This is a genomic window from Nocardia neocaledoniensis, from assembly GCF_003182135.1.
GTDB classification, from domain to species: Bacteria; Actinomycetota; Actinomycetes; order Mycobacteriales; family Mycobacteriaceae; genus Nocardia; species Nocardia neocaledoniensis.
This window is the reverse complement of the sequence record NZ_QGTL01000004.1, coordinates 180,102-193,797: the sequence shown is the minus strand read 5'-3', so window position 1 is coordinate 193,797 and position 13,696 is coordinate 180,102. Positions and strand designations below refer to the sequence as shown.

The following is a 13,696-nucleotide window of genomic DNA, read 5'->3' as shown; positions in this document are numbered from 1 at the left end:
GGTGACCGACCAGAAGGTAGATTCCGTGCCGCCGTCCACGCCGTGGCGCGCGGACGCGGAGTCCGTCCATCCCCTGGTCCGTAAAGCGGCGGCGTGGAGCTGGCGGCTGCTGATCATCTTCGCCGCCCTCATCGCCGTCGGCATGCTGGTACAGAAATTCGCCACCGTGGTGATCCCGCTGGCGATCGCGCTGCTCGCCGCCGCGCTGCTCGCGCCGCTGGTCGACTGGATGCAGCGGGTGGGGATCCCGCGCTCGCTCGGCGTGTTCGTCGCCCTGGTGGGGTCGATCGGGCTGCTCGCCGGGATCATGACCTTCGTCGTCGAGCAGTTCGTCGACGGTGTGCCCGGCCTGTCCAACGAGGTCACCAACAGCGTGCACAAGGTGCAGGACTGGCTGATCAACGGCCCGGCGCACCTGAGCGATCAGCAGATCCGCAGCGCGGGCGACACCATCGTGCGCACCATCCAGGACAACCGCGAGGCCCTGACCAGCGGCGCGCTCACCACCGCGACCACGATCGGGCACATCCTCACCGGCGCGTTCCTGATCCTGTTCATCCTGATCTTCTTCCTCTACGGCGGCGATCAGATCTGGCACTTCGTCACCAGGATCATTCCCACCGCGCATCGGGAAAAGGTCCGCACGGCCGGTGAACTGGGCTTCGGCACCCTGGTCGGGTTCGTGCGCGCCACCGTCGTGGTGGCCGCGGTCGACGCGATCGGCATCGGCGCGGGCCTGGCGATCCTGCACGTGCCGCTGGCCCTGCCGCTGGCCTCGCTGGTGTTCATCAGCGCGTTCATCCCGATCATCGGCGCGTTCTTCGCCGGATTCGTCGCGGTGTTCATCGCGCTGGTCACCAAGGGCCTGGTGACGGCGCTGATCGTGCTCGGCATCATCATCGCGGTGATGCAACTGGAAGGCCATGTGCTGCAGCCGCTGCTGCTCGGGCGCGCGGTGAGCATCCATCCGCTGGCCGTGGTGCTGGCGATCGCCGCGGGCCTGGTGGTCGGCGGGATCGCGGGCGCGCTGCTGGCCGTGCCGTTGATCGCGGTCGGCAACACCGCGATCCGGTACCTGCTGGCCGACAGTCCCGATGAGGTCTACGGCGAACTCGCGGGCGGCGAGGACCGCAGGCTCTTCTCCGCCGAGCCGGACAAGCCGGAACCCGGCCGATTCGACATCACGCGCACGCTGCGCAAGGCGGAGTCCGGCGATGCGGACCCACACAGCTGAGCTGAGCTCGACCGACGCGGCGACCGCGCCCCTGTGGCGGGCCGCCCAGGCCTTCCGGCTGGTCACCCTGCTGTACGCGATCGGCCAGCAGATCGCCTCGGCGCCCTACTATCAGCATCCGCGCCTGAGCTGGGTGCTGATCGCGGTGATGGCCATCTGGTCCGGCACCTCCGCGCTGTTGCTCTCGCAGTGGTATTTCCCCGCCGCGACCGGGCGGATCCGCGGCTGGGTGGTCTTCGGTGACCAAGTGGTGACGGTGCTGCTGATCGCCTCGACCCGCCTCGTCGCCGATTACGGCTGGTACCACGGGCATCAGACCCTGCCGACCACGCTGTGGATCGCGAATTCGGTGATCTCCATGGCGATCCTGCGCGGTCCGGTGGCGGGGGTGGTCGCGGGGCTGGCGATGTCGGCGGTCGTGGTGACCGTGCGCGACCAGTGGGGGCAGGACGTGTGGGGCGATGCGACCGCGCCGGTGCTCGTCTCCGTCGGCCTCGCGCTCGGTCTGGCCGCCAACACCGCGCGCCGCGCCCAGGTGCAGGTCGAGCGGGCGCTGCGGATCACCGCGGCCGCACAGGAGCGGGAACGGCTCGCGCGCGAGGTGCACGACGGCGTGCTGCAGGTGCTGGCCTTCATCAAGCGGCGCGGTTCCGAGATCGGCGGTCCCGCGACCGAACTCGCCCAGCGCGCCGGGGAACAGGAAGTGGCGTTGCGGGTGCTGCTCTCGGAGCAGGCCGAACTGCCCGATGCCGGCGAGGCGGAGGTGGATCTGCGTCCGCTGCTGACCGCGCAGGCGACACCGAAGGTGACGGTGGCGACGCCCGGCGACCCGGTGCACGTCGGCCGTTCCGCCGCGCACGAGATCGCCGCGGCCGTCGCCACCGCGCTGTCGAACGTCGACCTGCACGCGGGACCGGACGCGAAAGCCTATGTGCTGCTGGAGGACACCGATGACATGCTGGTGGTGAGCGTGCGCGACGACGGCGTCGGTATCCCCGCGGGCCGGCTGGCGGCGGCGGAAGCCGAAGGGCGGATGGGAGTTTCGCGCTCCATCGTCGGCCGGATCACCGAGCTCGGCGGCACGGTCGAACTGCTGAGCGAGGGCGACGACCTCGGCACCGAATGGGAATTCCGGATTCCGCGCCGGCCGGCGCGCTGAGCGAAGGAGCGGCGATGACAGACGACGCGATCTCGGTGATGGTGGTCGACGATCACCCGATGTGGCGCGAGGGCGTCTCCCGCGACCTCACCGAGGCGGGCTTCGCCGTGCCCGCCACCGCCGACGGCGTCGGCACCGCCACCCGGCGCGCCGCGGCCGTCCAGCCCGACGTGGTCCTGATGGACATGCAGCTCACCGACGGCAACGGGGCCACCGCCACCGCCGAGGTGCTGCGGGTGTCCCCGCACAGCCGGGTGCTCGTGCTGTCGGCCTCGGCCGAACGCGACGACGTGCTCGACGCGATCAAGGCCGGGGCCAGCGGTTACCTGGTGAAGAGCGCGTCGGCGGCCGAGCTGATCGAGGCCGTGCGCGCCACCGCCGCCGGGCAGCCGGTGTTCACGCCGGGCCTGGCCGGGCTGGTCCTCGGCGAGTACCGGCGGATGGCGACCGCGCCGGCGGCCGCCGACCAGCCGCACCGCCCGTCGCTGACCGAGCGGGAGACCGAGGTGCTGCGCATGGTGGCCAAGGGCCTGTCGGCCAAGCAGATCGCCTCGCGGCTGAGCCTGTCGCATCGCACAGTGGAGAACCATGTGCAGGCCACGCTGCGGAAACTGCAGCTCGCCAACCGGGTCGAACTCACCAGATACGCCATCGAGCAGGGCCTCGAGTGATCGGAATTGGGGGTTTGCCCTGATGTGGCGACCCTGATCCGCTGGCTACCCTCGATCACATGGGCGGTCCCGAATCTCTCTCCGCACCCGGCGCCACGGCCTACGGGCCGGTCGGCGACCGCGAGCTGCGCGTATCCGACGCCGAACGTGAACACGTCGGCCAGCTGCTGCAACGCGCGGTCGGGCTCGGCATGCTCTCGCTCGGCGAGTTCACCGAACGCATGGACACCGCGCTCGCCGCGAAGACCCGCGGCGAACTCAACGCGGTGCTCGTCGACCTGCCCGGCATGCGCGTCGCCGGCGCGCCGCAACCCGCCGCGATGCCGAGGCCGCGCCCGGTGCCGCCCGGCGGGTCGACCCCCGGTCTCATCCGCAGCCGCCTCTCCGGCGTGCATCGGCGCGGACCGTGGCAGGTGCCGCCGGTGCTGCACCTCAACAATCTCATGTCGGGGGTGACCCTCGACTTCACCGAGGCCGTCATGCAGACGCAGATCGTCGAGATCAAGGTCGACGACTACTGCACCGGCATCACCCTGATCGTGCCCGCCGCCGCCACCGTCGACCTCAACGGCCTCGACCTCGTCGGCTCCAGCGTGAACAACAAGGTGCGCACCGGCCCGCCCATCGGCCCGCTGCACCTGGTGGTGCACGGCCGCGTCCGCTTCGGCTCGGTCACCGCGAAGTACCCGCTGATGGTGCAGTGGCGCCGCTTCCTCGGCGCCTGACCGTTTTCGGGTAGGACCCCCACGCCCCACCGGGTGTTTCTACTCATGCCCTGAGCTGGCGTTTCGCCGACCATGAGGACATGAGTACCGCCATCGATCCCACCCTGGTCGCCCGCCTCGCCGGCGAGTTCACCACCCTCGGCGTCCAGATGGGCCGCCTCGGGGTGGACCTGGACATGCTGCGTGCGCAGTTGGAGAGTGGTTCACCGGGCGCCGCGGACAAGCGGCACGCACAGGCCGCTGTGGATGCTTGGGGACAGCGGGCCCACCCTGGTCCACCGCCGGGTCCGGACACGTCCACGGGCGGCACCGCGAGTTCGGGACACGGGGGCCATGCGGGTGAGTCCGGTGCGTTGCCCGCATCGCAGTCCGCCCAGGACGGCGGCGCCGGTGAACGTCGCCGATCCCTCGGTGCCGGCGACGACACGGCTGTGGAGAACTCGAGCACGGCGGATTCGCATCCGCGCCCCGGCCCGGCAGGGGACCAGGAAGCGTCGGCGTCACACGACCCCGGCTCCGAGGCTCCCCGTGGAACTGCGGGCCGGATCGCCGGTTCGGCCTCGGCCACATCGGCCGGAATGAGCGGCATGGAATCGGAGAGCAGGCCGGCCGTCGTCCCGGCGGATACGACTTCGCGTGCGGGCGTTGATTTTTCGGATCACCGCGACGAAGCGCGCGAAGCGCAGGACACCCGCAGCGGTGCAAGGACAGTCGCTCCAGAAGCGGAACCTGTTGCATCAGAAGGCAATCCGTGGCCCAGTGGCGCTGCTGGCGCTGCTGGCGCTGCTGGTGGTGTGGGTGCTGCTGGTGGTGTGGGTGCTGCTGGTGGTGTGGGTGCTGCTGGCGGTGGTGGTGTTGGCGCTGGTAGCGGTGCTGGCGCTGGTGACGGTGTGGGCGCTGCTGGCGTGCCTGGAACGGCGGCGGGTTCGGCTGGGGCGTGGGGGCAGGGCGTGCCTGTTGGGCCGGGTGGGGTTCCGGGGAACGCCGGGTGGGGGCGAGGGGGATGGCCGGGGTCTGCCGTTCCGCCGCAAGGTGTTGCGGCGCAGGCGCAGTCGCGGCCGTACCCGGGGGTGCCGATGGTGCAGGGTGCGCGGCCGGGGCCGGGATGGCAGGGTGCGCCGGGCTATGCGCGCGGCGGATCGGGCGTTGGGCAGGGCGGCGGTTGGGTCGCGCGGCCGCCGCGGACTCCGTGGTGGCAGCGGGAAGGGGTGATCTCGCGGGCGCTCGCGGTGGCGGGGGTCGGGGTGACGCTCGTCGGTGTGTTGATGCTGCTGGTGTTGGCGGCGCAGGCCGGGTTCTTCGGGCCGGTCGCGAGGGTTGTTGCCGGTGGGGTCTTTTCGGCTGCGCTGGTCGGCGCCGGGTTGCGGGTGTTCGGGCGGCCGGGCGGTCGGGTCGGCGGGATCGCGTTGGTGGCCACCGGGATCGCCGGTGGGTACCTCGACGTTGTCGCGGTGACCGGGTACTACCACTGGGTTCCCGCCGGAGTCGGGTTGGTGGCGGCGCTGGCCGTGGCACTGTTCGGGCTCGGGGTGGCGATGCGGTGGCAGTCGCAGCCCTTGGCGGTGGGTGTCGTGCTCGGCGCCGCGCTGTTGTCGCCCGCGTTGACGGTCGACCTGATGCTGCTCGGCTTCCTGCTGGTGCTCCAGGCGGTCGGCGTCCCGGTGCAGATGCGCAGGAACTGGCCGGTCCTGCACGTGGTGCGGACCCTGCCGATCGTGTTCGCGTCGCTCTGCATGGTCGCGCTGAACGGCCTCGCCGGCGCGACCTCGACCAGTGAGGTGGTGCGCCGCGGTGGGCTCACCGCCGCCGTGATCGCCTGCGCGGCGATCGGTGTGGTCGGGACCGTGCTGGTGACTCGCCGGCGGCCCGCCGATATCACCGCGAGCATCGCCATGGCCGTCACCGCGCTGCCGGTGCTCGCCGTCTCCGTCCTGTTCGACCGCGTACCCGCGTCGGCCATCACGGGCGCGCTGGCGGCCGTCCTGCTTGGACTCGCGGCGGCCACACTGGTCCCCGCGCTCACGAGCACCCTGCGGATTCCCGCGCACACCGCCCTGGTCTCGGCCCTCACCGGTGCCGTCGCCCTGCTCCAGACCTGTGCCAGGGCCACCGGAGCCGAACCGGATCTGCTGCCGACCGCGCTGTTCGCCGTCGCACTGGCCTTCCTCGCCGTCGCCGCGACCACCCGCACCCGCGTCGCTGCAAGCATCGGCCTCGCCTTCGCGGTGCTCAGCGGTCTCATCCTCTTCGCGACAGCGAACCCGGAAACCCTTGCCCTGCAACGCCTCGCCGAACAGCGACTCGATCTCGCGACCGCGGTATCCGCACTGCTCGGACTCGGCGTCGCGGCCATGGTGGTCTGGACGGTGCCCCGGCTCCCGGGGTGGCGTGAGCAGGTGCTCGTCACCGGTATGTGGATCGCGGTGAGCATCGGCGGACTGTACTTCGTGCTGGTCGCCGCGGTTTCGCTCGGTGTGACCCTCGGCGGCGGTGACGGTTTCGTCGTCGGGCACAGTCTCGCGACGATCGTCTGGATGGCCGCCGCGACCGCGTCCCTGTTCTACGGGCTGCGCAGGATCACCCGCTCGCCTTCGGTGGCGAAGGTCTGCCTGGCCTCCGGCCTGCTGGTGGCGGCCGCCGCGCTGGCCAAGCTCTTCCTGTTCGACTTGGCGACACTGTCCGGACTGGTGCGCGTCGCGGCGTTCCTGGTGGTCGGAATCCTGTTGCTGCTCACCGGAACCCGGTATGCCCGCGCCTTCGCCGACTCCGAAAGCTCGCAGACATAGCGTGGTGCGGCCCGCAACGACGAAACCCACGGCGGATGTCACCGTGGGTTTCGTCGTATCAGTTGATCGGCACGGTCAGTCGGCGTCGCCCTCGCGGCGACGCAGGAGCTCGTTCACGCTCACGGTGCGTCCGTCGCCTGCCTGGTGACGGCCCTCGTCCGGGGTCGTGCTGCCACGCCGCGAGGACCGCAACTGGGCCATCCAGTTCTCGATCTCGTTCCGGTTGTTCTGCGGCGCATCGGCTTCCGGCTCCGCCGTGTCGTCGCCGGAACGTTCCTGCTCGGCGCTCGGCGTCGGCACCGCGGTGAATCCGGCGGGAGCCTGCCACTGACCGGCCGACTCTGCGGCGACGTTCCGGGAGTCCGCCGCGCCGCGGCGGTCGTCTTCGTCCCCGGATCGCGGCTGCTCGGCGTCACCGGTGGGCACCGCCGTGAACCCCGGCGGCGCGACCTGCGGCCGAACCTCACCGCGCGCCGAATCCCGCTCCGCCGCAGCCTCACCCGGAGCGAAACCCGACCCATTGTCGACCTGCGGCACCTGGAACCCGCCGGGCGCACCCACGGAACCACGGAGCGACCCGGCCGCACCGTTCTCCCGACCCGGCACCGACTCAGCCGCCCCGAACCCACCGCGCGGCGGTGTCGCGCTGCCTTCGGACCCCGCCGCAGCCTGATCGTCGGCGTATCCAGGCCTGGGCAGAGCAGAACCGGTCGCGTTGTCGCCCCGATCCGGATCGGCCACACCGCCTTCGCGGCCCGTCGCGCGCGGTTCCGCGGCACCGAATCGTCGATCGCTCGATGCCTCCCCGGTTGGGCTGTTGCCACGACCGGGATCGGCGAGGTTTCCGTAACCGGGCGCGCTCGGTTCTGCTGTCCCGAACCCGCGATCGCTGGGCCCTGCGCCGGTGGTGCTGCCACCGCCAGGCGCTGCAGGGTCTTCACGACCCGGAGCGCTCTGTTCTGCGGTGCCATAGCCGCGATCGGCGGGTGCCGTGCCGCCGCTGCCATGACCCGGCGTCGTGGGGTTGGGGGCGCTGTTGCCGTGATCTGGCGTCACCGGGCCGGCGATGCCGTCGGCGCGGCTCGCCGCATCCGGCTGCACGCCTTCGAAGTTCGGCTCGGCGCCGCGACGGGGCAGCGGCGGGTTGGCTGTGCTGCTGTCGCGGCTGCTGAGCGGGGCGGCCCCCGGCGGGTCGGCCGGGTCGTTCCCCGCACCGAATCCGCCATAGGCTGCTCCGGAATCAGGGACGCGGAATTCGTTCGCGGCCGTGGGGGCACCGGCGTCGCGCCACGACGGCGGGGGCGACTGGGGCTCCACCGGGACCGGTGTGCCGAAGACCCCCCGTGCGGCGGGCTGCTCGGCCTCGGGCTCATTGCCCGCAGGTGCGCGGTGGGTACCCGGCGCTGCTTGACCCGGCGGCGGGAAGGAACGCGAATCCTGTTCGGGCGCGGATCCTTCCGTCTCCTGCGCGGCCTCGCGACCGACCGGTGTGAATCCACCGAACGTGCCACCGGCGGGCGGGTCGACCGGCCGCGGCGTCGGCGAGACGATGCTCGGCGGCTGCGGGTTGGCGATCCTCGGCACCGGCGGAACGAGCCCCGGCGGCGGATTCACGATGCTCGGCGCTGGGGGCGGCACGATGCCCGGCGGCGGGCTCACGCTCGGCCGCGACTGGTTGACGATCGGTCGCGCCGAGTCCTCGGCGGGCGCACCGAATCCGGGGGCCTCGTCCGGCGTGGACACGCGCGGAACGGACGGCCGGTCGACCGAGGGCGGAGTGAAACCGGCGGGCGGCTGCACTCGCTCCGCACCACGTGGCGGCGTCGCTTCACGAGAACCACGACTGGGCAGCCCGCCGCCGATCACACCCGGTGTGCCGCCGTCGACGAATCCGCCACCGATGACGCCGCTCTCGTCGAGCGCGGAACCCGAAGCGCCGTCGGCACTCTCAGTCTCACCGGCCGACCCGAAACGTCCTCGACCCGCGACATTACCCGGCATGCTGAGCCGAGGCCCACCCGCCGAGTCGCCGGTCGCATCGGTATCGGCGCCGCCGATGCGTGCTGCACCCGCCGCATCGGTCGGCGCGTCGCCGGAAGATCCGAAGGGCGAGCCCGGACCAGCGTCGCCGCGGATACCGAAGCGTGCCGCACCTGACAGTCCGGCCGGCGAGTCGCCCGCCGTGCGGAAGGGCGAGCCCGGGGCGAAGTCGCTTCGCGCACCGAAGCGTTCACCCTCGATGGTGCTACCGCTGTCGCCGCGGGCATTCGGGGACTCGGGCCCGTTCGCGGAGCCGAGGGATGCGCCCGGCTCGCCCGGCAGATTCAGGCGGGGTTCGCCCGGCGCTGCGGAGTGGGCACCGCCCTGCGGGCCGAAACTCCGCGCGTCCGGAGCTTCCGGAGCCGAGGCATCACGCGGTCCGAAACGGGATTCGTCGGCCGCGCCGAAGCGCGGTCCGGCCGTGTGGTTCGTGCTGCCGGGCAGGTCCGATCGGGATTCACGGGGAACCGGGGCGTGCGCGCCGCTCGTCGAGCCGAGCGCGAATCCGCCAGGGGCGTCGATGTTTTGGCTGCCCGAGTCGTCCGGACTCGACGCATCGCGCGAGCCGAGCCGGGGTTCCGCCGTCGTGCCGGAGCCCGGCTCGTCGGATGCGCCGAAACGGGGCTCGGCGGTGGTGCCGAAGCTCGGGCCGGACGGGGCCCCGAAGCTGGGTCCGCCGGTCGTACCGGAGTCCGCCGTACCGGTGGCCGGGTCGCCGAACGCGTTGAAGCTCGAGCGGCCAGGGCCGGAATCGCCGCCCGTGGTCCCGCGGCCGGTATCGCCGAGGCGCGGCCCGAAGTCGCCGCGCGGGGACTGCGGGTCGGTGCCGTGTTCGGGCGAATCCGCCTGGCCGCGACCGGTTTCGGGCGGGGCGGCGTCGGGCTTGATGATCGGCAGGATCTGGGTGGGGTCGCCGCTGCTCGGCGGATTCGCCTGGCCCTGATCGGGTTTGGGCGTCTCGGTGCCCGGCTTGCGGGTCGGCCCGCCCGAGAGCATGGGCGCGCGTGGACGTGTCGGATCCGGCGACATCGGCGGACGCGGGCGCGCGGGCTCCGCGGGGTCGGTGTGTTCGGTGATCTTGTCCAGGTGCGCCGTCGGCGCCTCGGCCTCGATCTCGGCGACGGTGCGCGGGCGGCGCGGGGTCTTGGCCAGCTTGCTGTCGGGGACCGAGGCCAGCTGCATCGTCGGCGGGTCGGTGATCGGGGTGGTCTTCACCAGGTCGACCACGCTGCCCTTCTGCGGACGCTCGTCGTCGAGAATGGGCTCGCCGAGACCGATCTTCTCCTGAATCCGCTTCATCCACTTGGGCGCCCACCAGCAGTCGTCGCCGAGGAGCTTCATGATCGCGGGGACGAGCAGCATGCGCAGCACGGTGGCGTCGATGAACAGCGCCGCGATCATGCCGTAGGCGATGTACTGCATCATCACCATGTCGGAGAACGCGAACGCGCCGGTCACCACGAGCAGGATCAGGGCCGCGGCGGTGATGATCCGGCCGGTCTGCGCGGTGCCGATCCGTACGGCCTCGGTCGTCGACGCGCCCTGGGCGCGCGCTTCCACCATGCGGGAGAGCAGGAAGACCTCGTAGTCGGTCGACAGGCCGTAGATGATCGCGATGATCAGCATCAGCACCGGCGCGCTGATCGGCTGCGGCGTGAAGTTCAGCAGCCCGGCGCCGTTGCCGTCGATGAAGATCCAGGTCAGGATGCCCAGCGTCGAGCCGAGGCCGAGCGCGCTCATCAACGCGGCCTTGATCGGCAGCACCAGCGAGCCGAAGGTCAGGAACATCAGCACGAAGGTGGAGAACAGGACGATCAGGATCATCCACGGCATCAGTTCGAGCAGCGTGTCGATACTGTCGGCCATGAGGGTGGGCTGACCCGTGACGTACATCGTCACGCCCTCGGGGACCTCGATCTCCCGCAGGTAGTCGATGGTCGGTTCGGCGTTGCCGGTGGGATCGACCAGCGTCGCCGAGGTGCGGTAGACGGTGCGGTCGTCCGGCGGGTTCGACGGCACCGCGAACGGCTCGACCAGCCCGGGCGCCCGATTCGCCTGCTTCCAGACCTGTCCGATGGCGTCGGTGTCGGCCTTGTCGCCGGACTCGACGACGAAGACCAGCTGGATCGGGTCGGTCTTCTTCTGCGGGAAGACCTCGTAGAAGTGCTCGAGCGCGGCCCGGGTCGGGTTGTCCGGCGGCAGGTACTTCTCGTTGATGCCGCCGAAGGCCAGGTTCTTCACCGGGATGATCAGCAGCAGCAGACCGACGGTGACCGGGATCGCGATCTTGAGCGGATGCCGCATCACCCAGCGGGTGAGCCTGCCCCAGAAACCGTTCTCGATCTCCTCGGCGGTCTTGTTCTTGCGGAACCGCTTGAGGCCCAGCATGTCGACCCGCGGGCCGAGCACCGCCAGCATGGCGGGCAGGATCGTCACCGCGGTGAGCGCGGCGAGGGAGACGGTCGCGATGGTGCCGTAGGCGACCGAGCGCAGGAAGCCCTGCGGGAACAGCAGGACGCCGCCGAGGCTGGCGATGATCATGGTCGCGGAGAAGACGACGGTGCGTCCGGCCGTCACGACCGATCTTCGGATGGCCGCCGGGGTGTCGTAGCCCTCGGCCAATTCCTCGCGGAAACGACTGACTATGAAAAGGCCGTAGTCGATCGCGAGACCGAGACCGATCATCGAGACGACGCCGGTGACGAACGAGTTGACCTCGGTGAAGTTGGTCAGCGTCATCACGATGCCGGTGGCGCCGATGATCGTCAGACCGCCGATGATCAGCGGCAGCGCGGCCGCGACGATGCCACCGAAGATGAAGAAGAGCAGGACGGCCACCGCGGGCAGCGCCAGCACTTCCATGCGCTTGGTGTCGTGCGCGATGGTGTCGTTGAGCGTGACGCCGAGCGGCTGCAGGCCCGAGACCTCCACGTCGACACCGGGAATGTAGAAGACATCAGCCACGACCCGGTAGTTGGCCATGATCGTGGTGTCGTTGTCGCCGACGATGGCGATCGAGGCGAACGCGTGCTTCTTGTCCTTCGACCCGAACGCCGACGGCACCGCGGGCGCGTCGCCGACCTTCCAATAGGTGCCGTTGATCTTGTCGATCTGGTCCGGGTGGTCGTTGACCGCCGAGGTCAGGTTGCTGACGATCTTCTGCTGGAACTCCGGGTCATCGATCGTCTTGCCCTCGGGGGCGTTGTACATGACGATGACGTCGGCAGTGTGGTCTCGCCCGAAGGCGACGTCGGCGATCTCCGCACCCTGCACCGACTCCGAGCCGGGATCGAACCACCCACTCTGTGTCAGGCGGTCGCCGAGTCCGGTGCCATAGGCACCCAGCGCCAGCATGGCAGCACCGACAACACCGATGACGGCGAATCGGAACCGATAGACCAGATCGCCCCAGCGGGTGAACACTTAAGCGACTCCTTGACCAGGGCGAGACGTGAGCAGTGCCGACAGCGGCCGGAACGGCTGCAGCCAGGCACCCTCGTCGGGCAGCGAATCGAGGCTCACCCGCGGTAGCGGTTCCCGGAATACGCCGGGGATGTCCTCGAGATCGACGAACTCGAGAGTATCGGAAGTGACAGCCCAACTCGCGTGCTCACGGAATCCCAGAACCTGAGCTGGGATTCCCTTGGCGGCGATCGCTTCCAGCGGTTCACGGAACGCCTGACCGTCGGCCGAGGCGACCATGATGCCCGCCAGTCCGCCGGTGCGCTCGCGCAGCGCGATGTGGGCGAGCATGTCGGCGTCGACGTCGGAGTCCTCGTCGATCTTCGGTTTGGCGAAGACGGCGAAACCCACATTGCGTAAGGCCTCCACCCACGGCCGGACCACATCGGCGGTGCCGGGCGCGATATTGGTGAACACCGTGGCCTCGGGTTCGACGCGGCCCTTCGCGCCGACCGACAGCTCGGCCGTGCGCGCGAGCAGCCAGCGGCCGAGCGCGTCGAAACGGGGACGATAAGCGGCGGTGGGACGTCCACCGAGGATGGCGCCGAGTCCCATGTCGAGGTTCGGCGCGTCCCAGACGAGCAGGACGCGCCGGACGTCGGAGCCGGAACTACCCAGCGCCTCGCTGCCGGCTGCTCCCTGGGCGATATCCGGCATCTCGGTGGCGATCTCACTCACGCTCATCTGTCGATCTTCCCCCATATGAACTCGTTGATGGCGCTACCGGCACGCAGGCCTTTGCCCTCGAACTTGGTGACGGGCCGTTCGAAACCGATCGGCGCGGTGATCCGGTTGGCCGCGCTGTCGCCACCGGTGGTGTCGTTCAGGCCGGTCAACAGTGGTTCCGCCGAGCCTACTTCGAGGATGTGCTCGGCGTAGTCGGCGTGGTCGGTGGCGACGTGCAACACGCCGCCGGGCTTCAGTCTGCTGGCGATCAGCGCGAAGGTGGGCGCCTGCAGCAGCCTGCGCTTGTGGTGGCGAGCCTTGGGCCACGGGTCGGGGAAGAACACGCGGACGCCGGTCAGCGACTCCGGGGCAACCATGTTCTCGAGCACGTCGACGGCGTCGCCGCGCAGCAGCCGGATGTTGCCGATCTCCTCGCGCTCGATCTGCTGCACGAGCTGGGCCAATCCCGGCTGGTAGACCTCGATGCCGATCAGGTTCAGGTGCGGTTCGGCCTGCGCCATGGCGGCCGTCGCGGTGCCGGTGCCGCAGCCGATCTCGATGACCAGCGGCGCGCTGCGGCCGAACCAGGCGTCGGCGTCGAGCGCCTCGTTGGCGACGTCGCGGCCGATCACCGGCCAGGTGCGCTCCCAGGAGACCTGCTGATTCGGCGTCAGCGCGCCGCGACGCGAGCGGAAGCTCGTGACGCGGGGGTACAGGCGCGATCCGGTGGTCGAGCGACGGCCCGCCTCGTGCGGGATCTCGGAAAGCTTCGGGTGGGACGGCTGCCCCGGCACCGACTCGACTGGTTGGTTGGCGGCGTCGTTCACATCGCCCATTGTCCAGCATGCGCCGAGCTACGTCGCAGCCGCGTGCGTCGGGTCGGACGGCGCGGGTGCGGGCCCCGTCGTGTTGCGGCGGTGTTGCCGCAGGTCGGCAGACGGTTCGCGACGGCC

At 70.7% G+C, this 13,696-nt stretch carries 9 protein-coding genes; 6 read left to right on the top strand and 3 right to left on the bottom strand.

Translation table 11 applies throughout. The annotated features are described in order from the left end of the window. Position 1 precedes the first annotated feature (1 nt). From DFR69_RS12835 to DFR69_RS12810, 6 genes are all read left to right on the top strand, one after another. Positions 2-1,234, top strand: coding sequence for an AI-2E family transporter (locus DFR69_RS12835; RefSeq protein ID WP_110037749.1), 1,233 nt, complete (start codon positions 2-4; stop codon positions 1,232-1,234). After that, positions 1,215-2,393, top strand: coding sequence for a MacS family sensor histidine kinase (gene macS, locus DFR69_RS12830; protein WP_110037748.1), 1,179 nt, complete (start codon positions 1,215-1,217; stop codon positions 2,391-2,393). The genes DFR69_RS12835 and macS overlap by 20 nt, the downstream gene beginning before the upstream one ends. A gap of 14 nt (positions 2,394-2,407) precedes the next feature. After that, on the top strand, positions 2,408-3,064 hold the full coding sequence (locus DFR69_RS12825; protein WP_110038256.1) for a response regulator: 657 nt from the start codon (positions 2,408-2,410) through the stop codon (positions 3,062-3,064). A gap of 59 nt (positions 3,065-3,123) precedes the next feature. Further along, positions 3,124-3,789 carry a DUF1707 SHOCT-like domain-containing protein gene (locus tag DFR69_RS12820; RefSeq protein WP_110037747.1) on the top strand — a complete coding sequence of 222 codons (666 nt, stop codon included), beginning with the start codon at positions 3,124-3,126 and terminating at the stop codon, positions 3,787-3,789. A gap of 636 nt (positions 3,790-4,425) precedes the next feature. Then, entirely contained in the window at positions 4,426-5,001 is a 576-nt protein-coding gene (locus DFR69_RS35195; RefSeq protein ID WP_244198280.1) for a hypothetical protein, read from the top strand. Continuing rightward, positions 4,998-6,575 carry a DUF2339 domain-containing protein gene (locus tag DFR69_RS12810; RefSeq protein ID WP_244198270.1) on the top strand — a complete coding sequence of 526 codons (1,578 nt, stop codon included), beginning with the start codon at positions 4,998-5,000 and terminating at the stop codon, positions 6,573-6,575. Before DFR69_RS35195 ends, DFR69_RS12810 begins: the two co-directional genes overlap by 4 nt. 75 nt (positions 6,576-6,650) lie before the next feature. Here the strand turns inward: DFR69_RS12810 and DFR69_RS35190 are convergent, their stop codons facing one another. From DFR69_RS35190 to trmB, 3 genes are read right to left on the bottom strand one after another with little or no spacing between them, the layout of a single operon-like run. Further along, positions 6,651-12,038, bottom strand: a complete 5,388-nt coding sequence (locus DFR69_RS35190) for an MMPL family transporter (protein ID WP_244198230.1) — start codon at positions 12,036-12,038, stop codon at positions 6,651-6,653. Further along, entirely contained in the window at positions 12,039-12,734 is a 696-nt protein-coding gene (locus DFR69_RS12795) for an NYN domain-containing protein (RefSeq protein ID WP_373867087.1), read from the bottom strand. A gap of 23 nt (positions 12,735-12,757) precedes the next feature. Beyond that, positions 12,758-13,579, bottom strand: a complete 822-nt coding sequence (gene trmB / locus DFR69_RS12790) for a tRNA (guanosine(46)-N7)-methyltransferase TrmB (protein WP_110037743.1) — start codon at positions 13,577-13,579, stop codon at positions 12,758-12,760. Positions 13,580-13,696 lie beyond the last annotated feature (117 nt).